Origin of the sequence: Rhizobium sp. BK538, from assembly GCF_014197575.1 — a bacterium.
In the GTDB taxonomy this organism is placed as follows: Bacteria; Pseudomonadota; Alphaproteobacteria; order Rhizobiales; family Rhizobiaceae; genus Rhizobium.
This window is the reverse complement of the sequence record NZ_JACIFT010000004.1, coordinates 117,617-137,717: the sequence shown is the minus strand read 5'-3', so window position 1 is coordinate 137,717 and position 20,101 is coordinate 117,617. Positions and strand designations below refer to the sequence as shown.

The following is a 20,101-nucleotide window of genomic DNA, read 5'->3' as shown; positions in this document are numbered from 1 at the left end:
CTGCCCCAGAGGTCTGATACTCTAGAAGTCTGGCTCGATCGGTCAACAGCAGAACCTTGACACGGGACCTATCGGTCATGGTGTGCTCTTCTCCGGTCGGAAGTCACCGCACATCAATGGGCTTCGACAGTTATGCCACGATAGGCACCGACAGGAAAAACTCGCTATTATGTAGGACCAACCTCCGCAATTATGTAGGACCGCCCACCAGACTCTGATTTCGTGACCAGATAATCTGAAAGCGTAGCTTTTAGAGAGTGTTACGGATGCGGTCTCTCGCTGACGACTGCTTTCGGGCCCGTTGCTGACATCGTTGAATAATCGCGGGTTCCCGTTGACGCCGAGGATGCAAAACCGAGGCACGGCTATCCGATGGACGAGCATCGAGAGGGTGGTTCTCATTTTCACCGAGTACCGGCGAGGGCTCGCGGCGGGTAAATTCCGCTCATTCAGCTGTGGGCTCTCTTGGTTGCCAACCGACGATGTCGGGGGTCAAAGCGATCAAGGAGCGGCGTCAGCGATGCACTTCAAAAGGGTGACCACTATGGACAGGCTTTTCTATGTTGGTGTGTTGGCCGCTCTCTTTGCGGCTTTTGCCTTTTCGCTTAACTTCGTTGTGCCCTTCATAATCGGTGACTATTCCACCTTCGATTTTGCCCTCATCCGTCATGTTGTCTCAGCTTTCGTAGGACTTTGCGTCCTATCATTGGAGAAGCGCGTGGTGCGACATCTCACGCTCCGGAACTGTCTGTCGGCTATCTGGCTCGCCTTCATCGGATATGTCGGCTACTTCCTGACCGTGACGGGAGCGGCCATCTATGCCGGTCCGGTAATCGCTCCAGCCTTTCTCGGCCTAGTACCAATCGTACTGATGGTCATTGGTAATCAACGTCAGGGATCGCTGCCGTGGCGAACCCTTATGATGCCTCTCGCGCTGGTGCTGGTCGGCCTGGTTCTCGTCAATGGTACGGCATTCACGGCCGAAGGATTGAACTCGGTCCGATCATTGTGGGTTGGCGTGCCGCTAGCGCTTGCTGCCGTCGGACTTTGGGTCTGGTTCGCCCTTGCCAATCAGGCTGCACTCGCCGCTCGACCAAAAATGCCTTCCGGTGTTTGGTCGGCGTTGATACTGGTGGGGGGCGGCGTCCTGATGCTGGCGTTCTATCCTGTCGGGGCTGCAATGGGCCTCTTCCGTCTTCCAACGATAGGCTTCGGCTGGAGCACTGCGGGCAACCTATATGTTTGGGGTACAACTTTCGCGCTGTTGGCAACTGTGTGCGGCGTTTGGGCTTGGAACATTGCGTCACGAAGCCTGCCGGTTGCATTAGCCGCGCAATTGATCGTCTCGGAAACAGCCTTTGGGGTAATCGGAGGGCTTATCGTGCATGCGCGTTGGCCAACTCCGATTGAAGGCACTGGCGTCGTAGTTCTGATCGCCGGCGTTGTTCTGTCAGTGCGCATTTTCTATGATTCCCAGGTCACATCGGGAAAGGCATTGCTTGCGCACGAGTGATACAGTGGATGCAGGAACGAATAACAGGCGCTAGTGTCGAGTTTCAACCAAGTTCAGCGCAATGACCGCAGTTGGCGCTTTGCGGAAGAAGACCCGCCTTCTCCAACGACAGGCCGACGGCAATGGTCATTCCCCGTGACCATCGCGATCATCTGAGCGATCTCCGTAACGTGGTCGAACTTGACAACCTTGCAGGCAGCGTCGAACTGCCAGAGGTGACCATAATGGGGAACGAATAGTTCTTGCCCCGCGCTGTCGCCTCAAAATCGATGAGCACGAAGAGACCTTGTCACCGCCGTGGAACAACGGATGCGGTTGTTCGACGCGATTGGCGCGTCCCCGTTAGTCGGAGTGGCCCTGTCCGGGCTGTGGTGGTAGGCTAGAGTGTGGGAGGCGCGCCCATGAGCGAGGCCCGAAAGATCGCAGCGATCCTAGTGTCGGATGTGGTCGGTTACAGCCGGCTCGCCGGCGCGGACGAGGATCGTATCCTGGCGCGGCTGCGGGCTTTGCGCAGCGATCTCATCGACCCTACGATCGCCGTGTATCACGGCCGCGTGGTCAAGCGCACCGGCGACGGCAGTCTTGTAGAATTCCGCAGCGTTGTCGATGCCGTGCGTTGCGCCATCGAGGTGCAGAACAGCATGATCGAGCGGAATGCCGGCCTACCGGCTGAGCGGCGGATTGAGTTCCGCGTCGGCATCCATCTGGGCGATGTCGTCGAAGAAAGCGACGGCGATCTTATGGGTGATGGCGTCAATATCGCTGCCCGCCTGCAAGGAATTTGCGATCCCGGCGGCATCTGCCTCTCCGAACAGGCGTACTGGCAGGTCAAGGCAAGGCTTGATCTCGCAATCAACGATCGCGGCGACGTGCAGCTCAAGAACATCAACGAGCCGGTCCACGTCTATTCGCTGCTGGTCGGTATCCCCACCCAGGCGAAGCCTGCAACGCCAGCGGACGGCGCAGGACCGGAAAAGTCTTCGACGCGGCTCGCGCTGCCCGACAAACCCTCGATCGCGGTCCTGCCGTTCCAGAACATGAGCGGTGACCCCGAGCAGGAGTATTTTGCCGACGGCATGGTGGAAGACATCATCACTGGGCTGTCGCGGATCAAATGGCTGTTCGTGATCGCGCGGAACTCGAGCTTTGTCTATAAGGGAAAGGCCGTGGATGTCCGGCAGGTTGGGCGCGAGCTTGGCGTGCGCTATGTGTTGGAGGGCGGTGTGCGCAACGCGGGCAACCGATTGCGCATCACTGCCCAGCTTGTCGAAGCTGAGACCGGAGCGCATCTGTGGGCCGATAGATACGACGGCGCGCGGGAGGACGTCTTCGACCTACAGGACCAGATCACTGAAAAGGTGGTGGGTATCGTCGAGCCGAGCCTGCAGCGATCGGAGATCGAGCGTGCTCGGCAAAAGCGCCCTGAAAACCTTGACGCCTATGACCTCTATCTGCGCGCCGTCCCCCACATGGCAACGGTGATGCCCGCCGACGCCAAGGTCGCAGCCGGGCTTCTGGAGGATGCGTTAGGCCTGGACCCGAACTACGCCGCCGCCCATGCGCGCCTTGCCTGGTGCCACGAGATCTTCTTCACGCGGGGCGGCTTCGACGAGGCCGACAAGGTCGCCGGGATCGGGCACGCACGCTCCGTGATTGCGAGCGGCACCGACGACGCGGCGGCATTGGCCATCGCCGCCTTTGCGATCTTTATGCTGGGCAAGGATCAGGAAGCGGCGTTGAACGCAGCCGAGCGCGCCCTGTGTTTGAATTCCTCCTGCGCTACCGCGCTCTATTTCGGCTCCGTCCTCTACGCCTTTGCCGGTCTACCCGCCAAGGCGAGCTCCAATGCCGAACGCGCGCTAAGGCTCAGCCCGTTCGATCCGATGGCCTATGCGGCGCATTTGGCGCTCGGAACAGCTGCTATCCAGCAGGAGCGATACGACGAGGCGGTAGCGCATTGCGCGAGGGCCGCTCAGGCAAATCCCCGGTTCAGTACGCTTTATTTCTTTCAGGCTGCTGCGTTGGCGCTCGCTGGCCGCCAGGAGGAAGCACGGCCGGCCGTGCAGCGATTGCTCGAACTGGAGCCAGGGTTTCGGCTCCGCGTGTTCTTCGAACTGGGGATGGTGCGGGCAATCGCCGACAGGTTTGCGGACGGGGCGCGCATGCTGGGCTTGCCGGAGTAGCCGGCTTCAGCGGAAAGTTCACCGGAAGGGCAAGTCGCTCCGAGATGGCGTCAATCCTCACCATTAGCCGTCAAAGTCATTCCTGCCCGATGACGTGATACACGCCTGACAAACGTTAGAAGCTACGCCTTCAGTGTCGGAGGCTACCGGCAGCGGCGAGCATCTCCGCCGCGTTTGGAAGATGCAGAGGCTGTTCGGCCCGTCGCGCGCTTCAATTTGCACCCAGCGAACGATGCCGTCGGCGTCGATGAGGAAGTGCCCGACAAGCTGTGTGGGGTGGCTTGCGAAGATGGCATGATCAACTTCATTAAGCTCGAAGCCGTCCTTGGCGTTGAGCAAGGCATTGGCCGTCATCGGATGTAGCGCTTCCGGCAATTCGCCCGTCGGGTTAATGCGAGCGGCCTCGAATTGCTCCATGCTTGCCCGATAGGGCCATACAGGCTGTTCGTGGCTGCCTTCGGGCAGGAAGTTGCCGCGCGGCACGCCGAAGGCCCGGTGCGTGGAGCAATCCTGGTCACATAGGAGCACGGCCGGCGTCGGCCGGTGCCCGAAATATATGCGGGCGCGCTCCACCGGCGTGTTGATCACGGCAACAGTTTCCACCCCCGCGGCGCGCAGGGCAGGCTGTAGGCCACCGAGCTGTCCCACCTGGCGCCGGCAGAACGGGCAGTGCAACCCGCGGAAGAAGGCAATCAGAAACGGGTGACCGTGGAGGCTGGCGAGCGAAACCGTTCCTTTTTGATTTGCCGACGGAAGTGAGAAGGCGGGCGCGTATTCCCCTGGTTGCAGCGGGCGTATCGGGTCTCCCATGGCATCTGTCCTTTGCTAGGCGTTCAGGTGAATGCTGGGCTTGATCTAAGTCCGACACCTATCACGCCACGGCACCACTCGCTATGTTCACGGAGCAAATCAGCGGCCGGTGGGAACCTTCAGAAGTCTTGCGACGGCGGCATGCCCACCGCCCAAACCGGCCACCGACCAACAAAGAACTGCGTAAAAATCACATGAGTTTTTTTAACGCGCTATAATTTTCTGTCGATTACTCTTTGCCGGGAGTTGTGTTCTAGGTGGCGATTGTGATGAGGACGGCCTTCCAAATAAAGTTGCAAGCACGGCCGTTGGGATGAACGCAAGTTGGCGACTGATCTCATTGCACATCCTGCTATGGACGGCGCTCGCTTTAGCTGCGTACAACACCGCAGGAGCCTATAAGTTCGCGAGTTGCTGGCACATCCTCCTTATTTATATTCCGCCTCTCAATATCCTGTTCCTGCTGTTTGCCATCTATAGCTTAGCGGTTCTGTTATCGTCCGTTTCTCGTCCGTCGATGCGTGCACAGCCACGTTTTTTAGGAGCGTGTCACGGGACGATACTCATAGTGGGAATGGTAGGATGTAACTTAGCCGCTGTGTCGGCAGCCGGTCAGGTAAACTGCCTTTAGGACCGATGACTGCAATTGGCGCGAAGCTGCCCCTAGAAAATCGCGCCTCCGTGTCGGCGTTGGGGCCGTTAGCCGGCGGACTGCTTTCGAAGAGCAGGCGTTGAAAGCTGACATTCGTTCATTAGCGGCTCGAAGGTCCGCTTTTGGCCCCGCAGCAGACGATTTTTTGCTGCCGCCGCCGCGGTGCATGACCTCGGATGACCGGTCTACGGCATGGAAGCTTGCGCTTCCTGCGCGAGCAGGTTATACACTGAACTAGATGGTTCAGTATTTAAGTCCTCCCCTCGATCTCTCGTTTGCGGCGCTGTCCGATGCGACGCGCCGCGGGATCATCGATCAGCTTGGGCGAGGGGACGCGTCGATCACCAGTCTCGCGGATAAGTTCCAGATGACACTGACCGGCATGAAGAAGCACGTCCAGGTTCTCGAGCGGGCGGGGCTCGTCGTCACGCAGAAGGTCGGACGGGTGAGAACCTGCAAGCTTGGGAAACACGGCCTCAAGGCGGAGGCCGAGTGGATCGAGGCGCATCGCAAGCTCTTCGAGGCCCGCTTCGAAGCATTGGACGAAATCATCAGCGAGATGAAACAGGAGGGAAGCGATGACACAGCAAGTTAACAGTGCAGGTGGTGCAAAGAACCGCACGTCCGTCGAGCGCAGAGGGGATCGCGAACTCGTCGTAACGCGGACATTCAATGCGCCGCCGAGCACGGTCTACAGGGCGTGGAGCCAGCCCGAGCTGTTCCAGCGCTGGTGGGTGCCAAAATCGGTGTCCGGCGTTTCGCTCGTATCGTGCGATATGGACGTCCGTACCGGCGGCAAATATCGGCTGGAATTCGGCGCCGGCGGTCCGGACACCATGGCCTTCTATGGCAAATATCTCGAGGTGGTGCCGAACGAGCGCATCGTCTGGACCAACGACGAGGTCGAAGAGGGCGCGATCACGACCGTGACCTTCGAGGACCAAGGCGGGAGGACACTAGTGAATTTCCACGAAGTCTATCCGTCCAAGGAGGCGCTTGAGGAAGCACTACAGGGCTCGGCGGCCGCATTGCCGGAGCAGTTGGAGCAGCTCGACGAATTGCTTTCCAGCATAGGCGAGTAGCGCGGGTCGGGAAACTCGCCTCGAGGGAACGTCTGCTCTTGGCAAGTGACCCACCGGCCGTTCTGGCCGGAGCGGGCGCGCCTATCCGTCAGACATTCGCCGCTAATTCGAAAAGTACCGAAAGCTACCTTGATCAGGTCAGTTCGTTGGCGGAGCGTTCCCAGGTAGAGTGTCTTCTCACCAGATTGACGGCCATGATAAACGGTGCCTATGGGAATCAAGAACTATCTGATCGAAGGCGGTTCCGGCACTGGAAAAACGTCTGTCGCCACCGAACTGGAGCGGCGGGGCTACCATGTCGTCCATGGTGACCGGGTCTTGGCCTATGTCGGCGACCCCGAGACAGGCCAGGCACTCGCAGGACCGCCCAAGGGCGCAGACCGCATCGTTTGGCGATACGCGCACTGGATCTGGCCGGTCGACAAGGTCCGGGCTATTGCTGCCGACACCACCCATCCTGCCACCTTCCTCTGTGGCGGCTCGCGCAATTTCCACAAATTCCTGGACCTATTCGACAAGGTTTTCGTGCTCGACATCGACGTTGAGACGTTGAACAGACGATTAGATGGGCGGCCGAATGAGCCGGGCTTCGAGCCGGCCGAGCGGGCGCTGGTACTCCGCTACCATCATACCCGGGAATATCTTCCCGTCGGCATCAATATCGACACGGCGGGTACCGTTCCAAGTGTCGTCGACGATATCCTCGCTCAACTCCCCTGAAGCCCTGAAAGTATTGTGAATGGGATGGGAAGCGCTCGATTATTGCGGGAAAGACGCTGGCCGCCTGAACGGCTCACTTGCGGCATTGTCGTTTTCGTAGCCGACCGGCAGCTTTCAGAACGACAAACCGGGCGTCTTAACGCCGTCCTTAGGGCGTATAGCGGCTCGGTCGCAATTTTTGGAATTGAGAAAGTTTCGTTGACACGTGCAGCCCACTGTGCGCGGGGCCGCACACGCTCAGATCTCGGTGTGCTCAGCTAGTTCCAGTGCATCCTCAATGTCCACGCCGAGGTACTTGACCGTATTTTCGATCTTGGTGTGCCCCAACAGGATTTGGATCGCGCGAAGATTGCCTGTCGCCTTGTCGATCATTGCGGCCTTCGTGCGCCGAAGCGAGTGCGTGCCGTCGTCTTCGCGTCGTAGGCCAATTGCGGTCACCCATTCATCGACCAATCGGGCATACTGGCAAGTACTCAGATGATCAGTGTGGTCGACTCGACTGGGAAAGGCGTAATCGTCAACTGTTTCACCTCGCCGTTTAAGCCATGTAAGCAAACTTGCCCTCACCTCCGCCGTGATTTCGAACTGAACCGGACGGCCGGTCTTTTGCTGGACGACCATGGCTCGAGTTCGAATTTCCGTTCCTGTCACGAGACTCCCGATTTTCATTTTCACGAGATCGCAACCACGCAGCTTACTGTCGATTGCGAGATCAAACAGCGCACGATCTCTCAGGCGCCCCTCCCTATCAAGGAAGAAGCGGATCGCCCAAATCTGGCGCTGTTTCAGCGGCTTCTTGACATCGACCTTTCGGCCGGCGTTCCACGGCGGACGCCCAGGGCGGTAGGATCGTATTGTGCAATACCCATTTCAGTTCTCCTTCGGCCAACATTGGCCGTTAGGAGAACGCATGGGCGCAAGGATCGAGGGCCGAAAGCGGACCGGCAACTTCGGGCTGCGGATCTTCAAAGAGCGGACATTCGGGTGGGCGCGGACTTCGTCGTGACCTGATCCTGAGTGGGCTTTCGGAACGACCGCGTCGAACGGCCGGGAGCCTGACAGAGCAGTCGTTGCGTGGGCTACACCTCGGCTGCGTCCACATGAGCCACGGCCGACTCGATCTCAACTAAGATCGCTCTGAGCAGCGGCTCAAAGTTCTTTCTTGCCTTCTTTCTCCCTGCTATCGTGGAAGTGAGGAGACGGCGCCATGAGCGAGACCCGAAAGCTGGCTGCAATCCTGGCCGCGGACGTGGTTGGGTACAGCCGGCTTGCCGGCGCCGACGAGGACCGCATCCTGGCAAGGTTGCGGGCACTGCGCAGCGACCTCATCGATCCGACGATCGCCGTGCACCATGGCCGGGTGGTGAAGCGAACCGGCGATGGTACCTTGGTCGAGTTCCGCAGCGTGGTGGACGCCGTGCGCTGCGCCATTGAGGTGCAGAACGGTATGGTGGAGCGTAATGACGGCGTGCCGCAGGACCGTCGCATCGAATTCCGGATCGGTATCCATTTGGGCGACGTGGTCGAGGAAAGCGACGGCGATCTGATGGGCGACGGCGTCAACATCGCCTCGCGATTAGAGGGCGTCGCCGCGGCGGGCGCGATCTGCCTGTCCGAGGATGCCTATCGCCAAGTCAAGGCGAGGCTCGACCTCTCGGTCAGCGATCTCGGCAACACGCAACTCAAGAACATCGCCGAGCCGATCCGGGTCTATTCACTGCAAGTCGGCAGCGCCGGGACCAAGGCAGCCCCGAGCTCGGAAACGCCGACGAGCCAACCGGCGACGGCAGTGTCACCGAAGCTGTCGATCGCCGTCCTACCCTTCGCCAACATGAGCGGTGACGCTGAACAGGACTACTTCGCCGACGGCATCTCGGAAGACATCATTACGGCGCTATCGAAGCTGTCGCAGCTCTTCGTCATCGCCCGCAATTCGTCGTTTACTTTCAAGGGCAAGAACGTCCATGTGCAGGAGGTGGGCACGAAGCTCGGCGTGCGGCATGTACTTGAGGGCAGCGTACGCAAATCGGGGAACAGGGTACGCATCACCGCGCAGCTCATCGACGCGACCACCGGCGGGCATCTATGGGCGGAGAGGTTCGATCGCGAGCTCACCGACATATTCGCGGTTCAGGACGATGTCACGCAGCAGATCGTCGCCGCGCTGGCGGTCAACCTGACAGAGGGCGATCGGAAAAGACTGGTGCCGGGGCAGACCCGGCACCCTGAGGCGTATGACTGCTTCTTGCGCGGCCGGGAGCTGTGGCACCGGCTGACGAAGCAAACGAACAGCGACGCCCGCGACCTTTTGCAACGTGCCGTTGAACTTGACCCGAGGTTCGCCTCGGCGCACGCCTTCCTCGCCCTTACCCACGGGCTCGACTACCTCAACCGGTGGAGCGCGTCGCCGCAGCGCTCTATCGAGCAAGCCGAAGAGGCTGCGACGCTCGCGGTAGCGCGGGACGATAGCGATCCCGTGGCGCACTGGGCACTGAGTGTGGTCAAGCTTTACTCGCGACAGCACGATAGAGCCATCAGCGAGGCCGAACGCGCGATAGTCCTCAATCCGAACTTCGCCGAAGGGCAGGTTAGTCTCGGCGAGGTACTAATCTATTCAGGCAGATCCGAGGAGGCACTCGCCTATTTCGATCGGGCGAGGGTCCTGAACCCATACTTTCCGGATGTCGTTCTCCACTTTCAGGCCTTGGCCTTGTTTCAACTGCGAAGATACGAAGAGGCCGTCGAACTGTTGCTGCAGCGCGTGAGCCGCAACCCCGTCACCGATGTCTCGCGCGCGCTTCTGGCCGCTTGTTACGGGCACCTCGGCCGTTTCGAAGAGGCTCGCGCGAGGTGGCAGGAGGTGCTGCGCGTCAACCCCGACTACTCATTGGAATACCGTCGCAAAGTCTTGCCCTTCAAGAACCCCGCCGATTTCGAGCTTGTCTTGGAGGGGCTACGCAATGCCGGGGTCGTACAATGACGGGTGAATATGTCCGATCTCGATCCTGTTGCGCGTGGGAGTGAGGGAACCGCTTTTCGCTGGTTTAAGGGGCTGCCTGTGACTCCTCCGCTGATCAACCGTGTTGGCGATCAGATCGGTATCCATGGCGGCAATCACAGGTACCACCTCGCGCACTACTATAGGACCGACAGGATGCCCTTCTTGGTGCTGAACGAAGATCTGCCTGCTGTGCTTGACCTTCTGCCGACCGCCGTCGTTAGGATTGAACCAGCCGCCTGACTGCCGCCAGCTTCGTGCGACATTCCTCACCGACCGCCGCAAGCCTGACCAGGTACTGAGCGACATCTAGGTGGATGATGAAATGGTAAGTGAGCAAGATTATGTTTTCGCGGGTACCAGTAGTCGAGTAGAACGAATCCTATCGACTGCCACGAGAGATTGCCTTGCCTGTCACCTTGAACCTCTACCTCGACAGTTCCGGAACTAGACATCCCACCCCACAAGGTCGGGAAGAAAGCGGCGCACGGGTACGACTGGTTCGCACTCGGTGGAATCCTGGTTCGAAGTGACGAAGAGGACCACGCCCGAGACCTTCACGCAAAGTTCTGTGAGAAATGGGAAATCATGGCGCCCTTGCACTCGTCGGAAATCAGATCGCAGAACGAGAACTTCGATTTCCTGCGAGGCTGGGAGAAGGACAAGCTGGGAGCATTCTACGAGGAACTTTACATTCTGATGCGAGAGGCGCCCGTGGTCGGTATCGCGTGCACTGTCGACCGTCCCGGATACTGTGGACGATACCTCGAGCAGTACAAGCAGAATCCTTGGATGCTCTGCAAAACCGCATTCACTGTCGTCGTCGAACGCGCCGCGAAATACGCTATCGCCCAAGGCATGAAGCTGCGCGTGCATCCTGAGCGCTGCAACAAGGCTGAAGATGCGAACCTGGAGGGCTACTACAAGGCTCTAAAGGCGGAGGGAATGCCGTTCGCTAAGGACAATTCCGATAAGTACGGCCCCTTGACCCCCGAGCAGTTGACCCAGACGCTCTACGAGTTCAAGACCAAGCAGAAGACTTCGCCGATGGCGCAACTGGCGGATCTGTATCTATGGCCGATCTGCATGGGCGGCATCACGCCAGCAATCGTCCTTACCAGCGCCTGACCGACGACGGAAAGCTGATTGACTGCCATATCAAGGAAGACGAGCGGCCGATGCTCGGATCCAAATATAGCTGCTTTGAGAATGTCGAACGGAAGGCCTAAAAACTCAAAAAGCCTCCGACGTTTCCATCGAGGCTTTTGGGCGACCGCAAAGGCGATCTCGTGGGCCAGGCCCAACCGAATAGCTATCGTACCCCATGATTTGTTGCAAGGAATTTTTCGTTAAACCGAATTATCCTGACGGCGGTCCGAACGCTACATTCGTCGAAATCATGTACGAACCGGCATCGCTCTTTCCCTCGTAACCTATCACCAAGCCGCCGTTGTTGTCGACATCCCCCCGCGCGATGAAGTCCACGGTCACCGTCCGCGTGACTGCCGCTTCGTCGATGAGAAGCTCGATCAAAATGAGAGGAATTCCTGTCGCAAAACCCGTGTGTAAGCGACCGAGTTTTGCAATCGTCTGATGTCTGCATCGGGCCGCGAAGTAGACGTCGGACACCACTTTGTGCATGGCCGCATTCGTTTTTCACGCGCAAACGACCCCAAGTTGGAAATAATTTCCGCTTTGCGCCCGCATAATGGGTCATCGAGCCACCCGTCGCTGTTGCTGCAAAGCGGACATGACGCAGTGACAATTCGGGTCGCAGTTGCGCCAAAAGCCGCCATTCCGCCCATGCGGGTGATTAGATCACGAATTCCTCCTCGTACGTCTGTGGCTCGGGAACGACCGTAACCTCCACCGGAACGATCCAATTGGCCACGTAGCTCTCGCAGTCGGAACGCTGGAAGTCGGGCTGCACGCACCCCGCCCCATCGATCGCGCGACATCGCAGTATATATCGCCCCACTTCTTCAGGGGTCCACATGTACTCCCACAAGCGCCATGCAAAGGGACGTTCTGTTTCGAGGAGCCTTCCCTCGCGCCAGCCCCTGCCATCCCCGGTGCAGACCTGCACCTGCCGGATAACAGCCTCTCCGCTCCAGGCGGCTCCGAAAATCCGGTACGGTTGGCCGACGATGAGATGCGCCCCCTGTACGGGACGCGCGATCTGCGCTTTGACCTCCATTTCCGCAAGGGGGACCAGCCTGGGTTCCCCGAGGCTGCGCTCCCAACGGAAATAGTCGCGCGCCTGCCAGTAGCCAAGGAACGGTTGCTCCACAACCGTGATATGCGTGATCCACTTGACCCAAGCCATGCCGAACCAGCCACCCACGACCGCGCGTAGCGGGTAGCCGTGATCGCGCGTCAACGGCTTCTCGTTCATCGAATAGGCAAGGATCGTGCTGTGAGCGATGGCCTTCTCAAGTGGTAAACTGCGCGCAAAAGCGATGGGGCCGGGAGAAGCCGTTTTCTTGTTCGTGTCGACGACGCCGCTGTCGGCGCCTGCGAGCAGAACCTCACATGCGGTTCGCTTAACGCCCGCCATTTCCAAAATCTCGCGCAGAAGAACACCTGTCCACACGGCATTGCCGACGGCTCCGTTCTGCCACTGCAACCCCTCTTTCGGCGGCACATAGTAGACGCGTCCGTTCCCTGCGCACTCGACGACGGCGGTGAAAGTCGTGCTCCGCATCGCCTTGATGCTGTCGAGGTCAAGTTCGATCGGCCGCTCCACCGCCCCGCCAACGCGCAATCTCCAGTCTCGCGCATCGAGGTCCGGCGACGGGAAATGGTTTCGCACGAAGAACAGCTCGGTTGGGATCAGCCAATCGGAGAGCGACGCAAACGGAAACTCGATGTTCTGTGGGGATTTCTGTCGAACTATTAGACTGGGTTGCTGTGGTGTCGGCATCGTCCTCGTCTCCCCTGCACAACAGCGGCTCTCGGTGGCGCGGATTCCGGTTCGATCACACCGCCCCTCGCAGTGCGTCTGTCGCATTCCGCCTTCGGGCCCCATTCTAGCACATACCGCACGTTCCTCGGATCGACCTCGAACGGCAGCAAAGGGGGCGACGGCGGTCTTGACCGCTTTGCGCCCTCATTTCGGACTTACACGGTCTTGGATGCACGCCTGAAAGCGGACGCTATGGTTTTAGATTTCCAAGGTCAGCAAGGCGGACTTCAAGACGTTCGGATTCGTGGCTGGTAGGGACGAGTTCGACCCAACGCGGCCCAATCCTGCACGCGATGCGGGAAGGCTGCAATGCGTTGTGAAAAGCGGTCACGTGCGCCTATCGTTTCTGGCGCCGTTCCCTGCAAGCGCCGTCTAGCCTTTGAACTTATCCTCGATGGCGAAGCCTACGCGCTGACGCCCGAGCTCGGACAGACGCCTGCCGCAACTCTCTGCCAAAGCCCCTATGCGATTCAAAACAATCTGCTTCAGGTCGCGGAGAATGCGGCCACTAGTCTCCCCGCTCTGCCACTATGGTGTTTGCGGTACAGCCGTGCTTTGCCGATGCATCCCATGAATTCACAGACAGAGGTCATGCATGAAAACGCTGCTCCTTAAGAAGGATGAAGTAAGACGGCTAATCGGCATGACGGAAGTCATCGGCGCGGTGGAAGAGGCTTACAGGGCCTTCAGCAGCGATCAGGTGGAACAACCTGATTATATAGGTCTACATCTCCCATCGCCTCGTGGGGAAATCGACTTCAAGCTTGGTTACTACAAGATCAATGAAGTGATCTCCATGAAAGCATCTTCTGGAGGGTTCATTAATAACCCGACAGCACACGGCGTGCCGAGTGGCATGGGCACCATTCTTCTGTTTGATGCCAGGAGCTGTGCCTTGATTTGCATCATGGATGGAAGCTTGATCACTGGCCTCAGAACGGGGGCGGCTGGAGCCGTCTCCGTCAAAGCCCTGGCGAGGAAGAACGCCAGGACGATCGCATCGATCGGCACAGGAAATCAGGCAAGAATGCAAATCCGGGCAATCAACGAGATCATGAAGATCGAAGAGATCCACGCATGGGACAGGAACCCGGATACGCTTTCCAAATACAAGACCGATATCGAAAGCGAATTTGGCATTGCCGTCATCGTCGCAAGCTCCAAAAAAGAAGCCGTTGAGCAGGCCGATATCTTGATTACGACGACCCGCGGGAAAGGGTCGCTTGTGGAAGCGGATTGGGTAAGGCCCGGTACACACATCGTTGCCATCGGCACAGATCAACGCGGCAAACAGGAACTGGATCCGGAGCTCTTCAGGAACGCGAAAATCATCGTCGACTCGATCTCGCAATGCACAGAAAAGGGCGAGACCTGGCACCCGCTGAATAGAAGCATCATCGCCAAAGACGACATCCATGGCGAAATCGGCGAGGTATTGTTGGGTAGGAAGCCGGGACGAGAAAGTGATGACGAAATCACGATTTTCGATGCCACGGGGATGGCCATACAAGACAATACGACCGCCAGCAAAATTTATCGCAACGCCATAGCCAATAATATCGGCACTTACTTCCAGTTTTTTGAGGAATGACCATGCGCAACTACCCCACCATTCAGGACATCCGTGGAGCTCAGGAACGGCTGAAACCGCACATCAGACATACGCCGTTATTGCGTGCAGAAAAAGTAGAGAAAGCCGCTGGTTGTCAGCTATATCTCAAACCGGAAACCCTGCAGATCACTGGCGCATTCAAAATTCGCGGCGCCCTGAACAAGGCTCTCTCGCTCTCGAGAGAAGAGATCGCAAACGGCATTATTGCGACGTCGTCAGGCAATCATGCCCAAGGACTTGCTTATGCCGCCAGGATGCTGGGCGTAAAAGCGATATTGGTCCTTCCGGTCACCACGCCCAAAATCAAGATCGAAAACACAAAAGCCCTCGGGGCAGAAGTCATTCTTTTCGATGGCGACACCGCCGCCAGATGGAAACGAGTGTATGAAATCGCTGAAGAAAACAAATACGCGGCTGTTCACGCTTTTGAGGACCCGATCGTGATGGCCGGTCAGGGAACGATCGGGTGTGAAATACTGGAGGACCTGGACGATGTAGATGCGGTCATCGTTCCCGTAGGCGGCGGAGGCCTAATCTCGGGAATCGCTACCGCCATCAAAGAAACGAAACCATCGGTGCGCGTTATCGGGGCAGAGCCTGCCTTGACACCGAAGTATTTTCACAGCCGGATCAACAAGGAGCGCACATCGCTTCCCTTGAAGAACACCATTGCGGATGGCTTGAGGATAAGCGTTCCGGGTCAAAACCCGTATCCGATTATCGAAAAATATGTGGACGAGATTGTTCTTGTTGAAGACGAGCACATCATCGCGGGAATGCGTGCTCTTGCCAAGGATGCGAAATTGATCGCTGAACCAGCCGCTTCGATTGGCGTCGGAGCACTGTTGGCGGGCATCATAGACGTCAAGCCCGATGAAAAAGTCTGTGCGGTGTTGTCCGGCGGGAACTGGGATCTACGCGACCTTGCCGAGATATACAATGTAGCGGGATAATCAGTTCCAGCTTCGGTCAGTTCACCACCCCGATCGCAAGCATCTGCCGGTCCCGAATGCGGCCCGAACGCGTCATTCGCCAATCAAGCTTGGCGACGACCGCTCTCCACCCACCGGAGACGGAACCGGAAAGATCGACCCGCTGCGTATACAAAGCAGCTTGAGCGACAGGTTAGAAATGCAATCCTCCTCCATACCGAAAATCCCGCCTCCGCCCTGGACATGCTTGTATCCTCCCAGTGCGATGCGGCTGCGGGCTTGACCGAGTCCTTTTCACGTTTCTGCGAAGAGAATCCAGGTTTCCGCGTTGTTGAGGGGACATTCTCGAAAGTGCCTCAGGCGATCGCTGTGCATCGGAGGTGCGTTCACGCTTCAACCTTCCTGCCGGACTTCATCCAGCAGTACTGCAGTGCCGGTAAGCCGAGCAATGAAGCAGTTGGCGGGACATGCGAGGGAGCCAGGTCGAGGGGACGCGACACGTTAACCCCCGAATATCAATTGGAATCCTCTTCCCTCTCAAGCGTTCCGACTCGGAAGCTCATGTTCGTTGAACTTTTGGGTACGATGTCGAGCAACTCTTATTCCTAAGGGTTGGCGGTGGCCGTGCCCTGGATCATGGGCGTGTGCTTCGTGGTGCTGGCGCAGCAAGTCCTTGCCGTAGTCGTTGCCATTCGGCGTCCTGACGACCGCGCGGATGTGCCCGCGCGTCGGCCACGCCCCGCCGCCACCGCGAGCTAGTACGGGCCGGCACGAATGGCCGAAAGGTCCCGCTTAGCGGCCGATTCGCTCATTCGCTCGAACTTCCGCAATCCACCCAAAGCAGTCAACGTGGAAGCACGATGCCACCCATCGCCATCGAGAGCACAACAATCCACGGCGGAGCCTTCCAGACAGCCAACACGATGAACCCTGTCAACGCGAGCGCAAAATCGTCTGAATTGAGCACCGCGACGCTGGTCCACACGGGGCTATAAAGAGCCGCGCCGAGAATGCCGACTACGGCAGCGTTCGCGCCACGCATGGCGGCTTGAGCCATCGGGCGCTTCCGTAGGCTGTCCCAGAACGGCAACGCGCCCAAGAGCAGCAAGAATCCAGGCAGAAAGATCGCGACTAAGCAGATCACTGCGCCAAGCAGGTCATCGGGGGCAGGTCCCCATGACAGCGCCAAGATAGGCGGCGACCAATCTAGCGCTCTGCGGTCCGACGCTCGTCTAACGCCAAGTTTTTTGAGATAGTGAGTATTCGGCAGATCACCCGATCTGCCCAATTATCGAGGGAGGATGTCCTATGCCACTTTTCGTAACCACAGGGTGCTATACAGCCACGTCAGCGAAGGGAATGATTGACAATCCATCGAACCGAGAAAAGGCGGCCCGTGGCATCATGGAAGCAGCGGGCGGGAAACTGCATTCTTTCTACGTCACGACCGGCGAAACCGACTGGATGGCGATCACGGAATTCGACGATGGTGCTGACCTGATCCCCGCACTTCTCGTCGTCAGCGCATCGGGAGGCGTATCGAATGTCAAAACCGTGCGAGCCTACACGGGCGCGGAATTCAAGGCTGCGCAAGAGAAGGCGGGCACAATCGCATCTTCCTACAAGCCCCCGGTAAAATAAGCAGACCACTGGTTGAAACATCTCTGGCAGCGGATCGAACCTCCGCTGCCAGAAACGATGTGTTGGCGCGCAATGAGGCCGCGTTCGAGCGCGGTCACTTCGATCGCGGCATGCCTCGCGAGCTGCTCGATTCGCTGGAGACCTCTCAACCTCCTCGCGATCGCGAGGAGGTAGCGGTAAAGGCGCGCGCGAGAACGGCGATCCGGTTCGCGTAAGAGAGTCCGTCACGCACAGGAGATCTCAGTCAGGTCTCAAGTTGGCGCATTTCAGCCTTGGGCCATCGTCTACGGTCGACCCAAAGCCGTCATCTGCGGTAACCCGATAGACGTCTTGATTGAGCCCGAAGCGGTCATCGAGCTTTCGCAAACTCCATCGCAAGAGCCCTCTTCTGGAGAGCGCTCGTGCGACAGAACATGGCGATTTTCTCACTGGGGGCGTGGCGATGTCACGTACTCGCCGGAATACGGGCGATGACCTTTATCTCAAAGTCGAAGCCGGCGAGCCAGTTTACGCCGACCGCAGTCCAATTCGGGTAGGGTGGCTTGCTGAAAATCTGTTGCTTGACAGCCATGATCGTTCCGAACTGGTTTTCAGGGTCAGTGTGGAAGGTGGTTACGTCCACGATATCATCCATTGTGCAGCCCGCTGCGCTCAGCGTGGCCTTGAGGTTTTCAAAGGCCAGCCGCACTTGCCGTTCGAAATCTGGTTCGGGTGTTCCATCGGAACGGCTGCCGACCTGACCGGACACAAACAGAAGATCACCGGATCGGATAGCGGCGGAATAGCCGTGTTCCTCGTAAAGGGTGTGCCTGTTGGCAGGAAAGATTGCTTCGCGTTGGGTCATTCTGATCTCTCTTTATTGTTGACAGCAGCTGATGGGCGCGGAGCAACGCTTCACAAGTCGCGCCATATTTCATATACGGTAGGTATGTGGAATATTCTGTATACGTGCCGTATGTCAAGTTTAATATACGGCTCGTACGTGAAATTGAGGATGGAATGGGGAAAAGACGCAGCGAAACGATGCAGGAAAACCGCGTCAAGTTGATAGCGGCTGCGCGGAAGGCTTTTGCGGAAAAGGGGTACTCCGCAGCATCAATGGACGAGCTGACGGCTGACGTCGGTCTGACACGGGGTGCGCTTTACCACAACTTCGGAGACAAGCGCGGGCTCCTGGCGGCGGTCGTCGATCAGATTGACATGGAAATGGCGGCGCGCGCTAAGGAGATCGGGGCTCGGGCGGGTAATGATTGGCAGGGTCTGCTCGCCGAGGGTGCGGCCTATATCGAGATGGCGCTTAATCCAGAAGTCCAACGCATCGTTCTGCTCGACGGACCTGCGGTGTTAGGCGATCCCTCGCAGTGGCCCAGCCAGAACAGTTGTCTACAGGTGACCAAGAGCACTGTGGAGCGCCTTATCGCACAAGGCGTCCTCAAGCCGCTTGACGCAGAGGCGGCGGCCCGGTTGCTGAGCGGCGCGGCTCTCAATGCTGCTCTCTGGATCGCCGCGAGCGAAAACCCGCAGAGTGTGCTGCCGAAGGCGGTCGAGGCTTTTCGTTTCATGGCGGCAGGTCTGCTTTTGGAGCCTTTGTGATCTACTAAAGGCCATAGTCGAGCGTTCAGACCAGACTTTGGCTTCGCCGAATGCTCAAGTGAAGCTGCAGCCTTCAAGACCGCGGGGGGCTCGCCAGTGTCTCGGAGACCGGGTGGCTGGCCCTATATCCAGTACCGTGGTGGCCCCGCGGGCTTTCTCACCACCGTCGATGCATCGACGCTGGCGTTCGCGGATTTTCGCGGTAACCGGCAATACATCACTACGGGTAATGTGCGGGCGAATGACCGCGTCTCGTTGTTCCTGATGGACTATACGCACCGGCAGCGTCTGAAGATCTTTGGTCACATGCGCATCATCGATGCCGCAGACGATCCGGTGTTGGCGAAGAAGCTGACCGTTCCCGACTACCCCGCTCGCGTGGAACGCCTCGTCCTCATCGCGGTGGAGGCGTTCGACTGGAACTGCCCGCAGCACATCACGCCGCGCTTCACATAGGCTGAGCTAGAGCGTTGGCGATTGGGATAACCAGATGCTGTTCTTCCTCGGTATAGGCTTCGAGTTCATTGCCCACGACCGGAAGGGTCGTGGCCGCTCAAGTAGGAGACACATGCCGAAATGGCGGCTTTAAAGCGTCGCGGCACGAAAGCCGCTGGTCCGCTTGCGGCCCCTAAGCGGACTAAATGGGCGGCGCTTCTCTAATCGGCGGGCGCTTACGGTCCGCTGGTTTCGTTATTTCTTCTTCTCTTGATCGTGATGCCACTTGATGGCGAAGAACATGCCCGTGCCTAACACGAGAAGCTTGAGCGGAAAGAAGACTATAGGGAACCAATCCCACATTTCGGATATTTCCAGGCTATTACTTGACACTCTATCGTGAGGGAGCACTACCTCAAAACTGCTGCATACAACATCAGCCATGTTGACGCAGATGAGATCATAACATTCCCATCACACGTCATGAGTGGGCTTGCCCCATGTTTCCCGACAGGTTGTTTAACCTAACAAGCTGGTGACCGCTTCTGGCGCGAAGTCGCCACCTTCTCATGACCGCGTCTGGTCCGATGCCTTCATCAGTTGTAGTCGGGGAAGGTCACTCGCTTATCGTCTGGCGCGTCCGCCCACGCGCGATAGGCCTCGTAGGTCACCGCACCGGACGCGATCCCCTTGATCATGCGACGGCACACCTCGGTCGTGGCCTTCTCTGCCGACATTCCGCTATCGCGCTCCAGTTCTGCCCTTGCTTGCTCGGTCATTGCCGCCAGTCCACGCTCGGAACACCCTTGAATAATTCGGGAGTGCGCTTCCGGCCGCTTACGAATTAGTGAAGCGTTGTGTTCGAAGGTTTCTCTGTTCCACGGACCGCCATCGGCCCTAACTGGAGACGAAATTGTAAGTGCAATAATGAAAGCCGTGACCAACTGAATTCGATACTGCATTCC

Annotated in this window: 16 protein-coding genes and 6 pseudogenes; 15 read left to right on the top strand and 7 right to left on the bottom strand. The window is 58.3% G+C overall.

Annotated elements, in window-relative coordinates:
* The first annotated feature begins 544 nt into the window (after positions 1-544).
* Both FHX09_RS06335 and FHX09_RS06330 read left to right on the top strand, forming a co-directional pair.
* Positions 545-1,513 carry a DMT family transporter gene (locus tag FHX09_RS06335; protein WP_184449517.1) on the top strand — a complete coding sequence of 323 codons (969 nt, stop codon included), beginning with the start codon at positions 545-547 and terminating at the stop codon, positions 1,511-1,513.
* Between the two features lie 401 nt (positions 1,514-1,914).
* On the top strand, positions 1,915-3,696 hold the full coding sequence (locus FHX09_RS06330; RefSeq protein ID WP_184449515.1) for an adenylate/guanylate cyclase domain-containing protein: 1,782 nt from the start codon (positions 1,915-1,917) through the stop codon (positions 3,694-3,696).
* 130 nt (positions 3,697-3,826) lie between these two features.
* Here the strand turns inward: FHX09_RS06330 and FHX09_RS06325 are convergent.
* Positions 3,827-4,506, bottom strand: a pseudogene (locus FHX09_RS06325) (peroxiredoxin-like family protein).
* Between the two features lie 890 nt (positions 4,507-5,396).
* Between FHX09_RS06325 and FHX09_RS06320 the strand changes: the two are divergent.
* The 3 genes from FHX09_RS06320 to FHX09_RS06310 all read left to right on the top strand — a co-directional run bounded on the left by FHX09_RS06320 (position 5,397) and on the right by FHX09_RS06310 (position 6,960).
* Positions 5,397-5,753 carry a metalloregulator ArsR/SmtB family transcription factor gene (locus FHX09_RS06320; RefSeq protein ID WP_007797290.1) on the top strand — a complete coding sequence of 119 codons (357 nt, stop codon included), beginning with the start codon at positions 5,397-5,399 and terminating at the stop codon, positions 5,751-5,753.
* Positions 5,737-6,240, top strand: coding sequence for an SRPBCC family protein (locus tag FHX09_RS06315; protein ID WP_184449513.1), 504 nt, complete (start codon positions 5,737-5,739; stop codon positions 6,238-6,240). Before FHX09_RS06320 ends, FHX09_RS06315 begins: the two co-directional genes overlap by 17 nt.
* Positions 6,241-6,450: 210 nt before the next feature.
* Positions 6,451-6,960, top strand: a complete 510-nt coding sequence (locus tag FHX09_RS06310) for a nucleoside kinase (RefSeq protein WP_132589073.1) — start codon at positions 6,451-6,453, stop codon at positions 6,958-6,960.
* Positions 6,961-7,197: 237 nt separating this feature from the next.
* Here the strand turns inward: FHX09_RS06310 and FHX09_RS06305 are convergent.
* Positions 7,198-7,829 (bottom strand): annotated as a pseudogene (locus FHX09_RS06305) (tyrosine-type recombinase/integrase).
* Between the two features lie 338 nt (positions 7,830-8,167).
* Between FHX09_RS06305 and FHX09_RS06300 the strand changes: the two are divergent.
* The 3 genes from FHX09_RS06300 (at position 8,168) to FHX09_RS06295 (ending at position 11,086) form a co-directional block, all read left to right on the top strand.
* On the top strand, positions 8,168-9,940 hold the full coding sequence (locus FHX09_RS06300) for an adenylate/guanylate cyclase domain-containing protein (RefSeq protein WP_184449511.1): 1,773 nt from the start codon (positions 8,168-8,170) through the stop codon (positions 9,938-9,940).
* 9 nt (positions 9,941-9,949) lie between these two features.
* Positions 9,950-10,201 (top strand): hypothetical protein, encoded by a 252-nt coding sequence (locus FHX09_RS29435; RefSeq protein ID WP_210301513.1) that lies wholly within the window; start codon positions 9,950-9,952, stop codon positions 10,199-10,201.
* Between the two features lie 345 nt (positions 10,202-10,546).
* Entirely contained in the window at positions 10,547-11,086 is a 540-nt protein-coding gene (locus FHX09_RS06295; protein WP_184449509.1) for a DUF3800 domain-containing protein, read from the top strand.
* Between the two features lie 231 nt (positions 11,087-11,317).
* On the opposite strand, the gene FHX09_RS06290 is transcribed toward FHX09_RS06295, so the two are convergent.
* Entirely contained in the window at positions 11,318-11,599 is a 282-nt protein-coding gene (locus FHX09_RS06290; protein WP_184449507.1) for a hypothetical protein, read from the bottom strand.
* A gap of 172 nt (positions 11,600-11,771) precedes the next feature.
* The gene (locus tag FHX09_RS06285) at positions 11,772-12,881 is read right to left on the bottom strand and encodes a sulfite oxidase (protein WP_184449505.1); all 1,110 of its coding nucleotides are present in this window, start codon (positions 12,879-12,881) and stop codon (positions 11,772-11,774) included.
* Positions 12,882-13,518: 637 nt separating this feature from the next.
* Here FHX09_RS06285 and FHX09_RS06280 point away from each other — a divergent pair.
* Together FHX09_RS06280 and FHX09_RS06275 are read left to right on the top strand one after the other, a co-directional pair.
* Positions 13,519-14,514 (top strand): ornithine cyclodeaminase family protein, encoded by a 996-nt coding sequence (locus tag FHX09_RS06280; protein WP_184449503.1) that lies wholly within the window; start codon positions 13,519-13,521, stop codon positions 14,512-14,514.
* Positions 14,511-15,488 (top strand): threonine/serine dehydratase, encoded by a 978-nt coding sequence (locus tag FHX09_RS06275; protein WP_184449501.1) that lies wholly within the window; start codon positions 14,511-14,513, stop codon positions 15,486-15,488. The genes FHX09_RS06280 and FHX09_RS06275 overlap by 4 nt, the downstream gene beginning before the upstream one ends.
* A gap of 823 nt (positions 15,489-16,311) precedes the next feature.
* On the opposite strand, the pseudogene FHX09_RS06270 reads toward FHX09_RS06275, so the two are convergent.
* Positions 16,312-16,666, bottom strand: a pseudogene (locus FHX09_RS06270) (chromate transporter); the annotation flags it as partial.
* A gap of 160 nt (positions 16,667-16,826) precedes the next feature.
* Here FHX09_RS06270 and FHX09_RS06265 point away from each other — a divergent pair.
* Together FHX09_RS06265 and FHX09_RS06260 are read left to right on the top strand one after the other, a co-directional pair.
* Positions 16,827-17,108: a GYD domain-containing protein gene (locus FHX09_RS06265; protein ID WP_245505422.1), complete on the top strand. Its 282-nt coding sequence runs from the start codon at positions 16,827-16,829 to the stop codon at positions 17,106-17,108.
* Between the two features lie 116 nt (positions 17,109-17,224).
* Positions 17,225-17,323 (top strand): annotated as a pseudogene (locus FHX09_RS06260) (DUF2277 domain-containing protein); the annotation flags it as partial.
* Between the two features lie 230 nt (positions 17,324-17,553).
* Here the strand turns inward: FHX09_RS06260 and FHX09_RS06255 are convergent.
* A complete protein-coding gene (locus FHX09_RS06255; protein ID WP_132588981.1) occupies positions 17,554-17,952 on the bottom strand; it encodes a RidA family protein in 399 nt (132 codons plus the stop codon).
* 155 nt (positions 17,953-18,107) lie between these two features.
* Between FHX09_RS06255 and FHX09_RS06250 the strand changes: the two genes are divergently transcribed.
* The 3 genes and pseudogenes from FHX09_RS06250 to FHX09_RS29670 all read left to right on the top strand — a co-directional run.
* Complete coding sequence (locus FHX09_RS06250) at positions 18,108-18,701, top strand: TetR/AcrR family transcriptional regulator (protein ID WP_132588982.1); 594 nt, start codon at positions 18,108-18,110, stop codon at positions 18,699-18,701.
* Positions 18,702-18,815: 114 nt separating this feature from the next.
* Positions 18,816-19,157 (top strand): annotated as a pseudogene (locus FHX09_RS06245) (pyridoxamine 5'-phosphate oxidase family protein); the annotation flags it as partial.
* Between the two features lie 19 nt (positions 19,158-19,176).
* Positions 19,177-19,263: pseudogene (locus FHX09_RS29670) on the top strand (alpha/beta hydrolase); the annotation flags it as partial.
* Positions 19,264-19,732: 469 nt separating this feature from the next.
* Here the strand turns inward: FHX09_RS29670 and FHX09_RS06240 are convergent.
* Entirely contained in the window at positions 19,733-20,098 is a 366-nt protein-coding gene (locus FHX09_RS06240) for a hypothetical protein (RefSeq protein WP_132588983.1), read from the bottom strand.
* Between the last annotated feature and the right edge of the window lie 3 nt (positions 20,099-20,101).

Bases quoted from the DNA above. Each gene is read 5' to 3' on its own strand.
- FHX09_RS06330 (WP_184449515.1), top strand. From the start codon at position 1,915: ATGAGCGAGGCCCGAAAGATCGCAGCGATCCTAGTGTCGGATGTGGTC.
- FHX09_RS06335 (WP_184449517.1), top strand. From the start codon at position 545: ATGGACAGGCTTTTCTATGTTGGTGTGTTGGCCGCTCTCTTTGCGGCT.
- FHX09_RS06240 (WP_132588983.1), bottom strand. From the start codon at position 20,098: ATGCAGTATCGAATTCAGTTGGTCACGGCTTTCATTATTGCACTTACA.
- FHX09_RS06300 (WP_184449511.1), top strand. From the start codon at position 8,168: ATGAGCGAGACCCGAAAGCTGGCTGCAATCCTGGCCGCGGACGTGGTT.
- FHX09_RS06280 (WP_184449503.1), top strand. From the start codon at position 13,519: ATGAAAACGCTGCTCCTTAAGAAGGATGAAGTAAGACGGCTAATCGGC.
- FHX09_RS06310 (WP_132589073.1), top strand. From the start codon at position 6,451: ATGGGAATCAAGAACTATCTGATCGAAGGCGGTTCCGGCACTGGAAAA.
- FHX09_RS29435 (WP_210301513.1), top strand. From the start codon at position 9,950: ATGTCCGATCTCGATCCTGTTGCGCGTGGGAGTGAGGGAACCGCTTTT.
- FHX09_RS06290 (WP_184449507.1), bottom strand. From the start codon at position 11,599: ATGCACAAAGTGGTGTCCGACGTCTACTTCGCGGCCCGATGCAGACAT.
- FHX09_RS06265 (WP_245505422.1), top strand. From the start codon at position 16,827: ATGATTGACAATCCATCGAACCGAGAAAAGGCGGCCCGTGGCATCATG.
- FHX09_RS06315 (WP_184449513.1), top strand. From the start codon at position 5,737: ATGACACAGCAAGTTAACAGTGCAGGTGGTGCAAAGAACCGCACGTCC.
- FHX09_RS06255 (WP_132588981.1), bottom strand. From the start codon at position 17,952: ATGACCCAACGCGAAGCAATCTTTCCTGCCAACAGGCACACCCTTTAC.
- FHX09_RS06275 (WP_184449501.1), top strand. From the start codon at position 14,511: ATGACCATGCGCAACTACCCCACCATTCAGGACATCCGTGGAGCTCAG.
- FHX09_RS06320 (WP_007797290.1), top strand. From the start codon at position 5,397: ATGGTTCAGTATTTAAGTCCTCCCCTCGATCTCTCGTTTGCGGCGCTG.
- FHX09_RS06285 (WP_184449505.1), bottom strand. From the start codon at position 12,881: ATGCCGACACCACAGCAACCCAGTCTAATAGTTCGACAGAAATCCCCA.
- FHX09_RS06295 (WP_184449509.1), top strand. From the start codon at position 10,547: ATGGCGCCCTTGCACTCGTCGGAAATCAGATCGCAGAACGAGAACTTC.
- FHX09_RS06250 (WP_132588982.1), top strand. From the start codon at position 18,108: ATGGGGAAAAGACGCAGCGAAACGATGCAGGAAAACCGCGTCAAGTTG.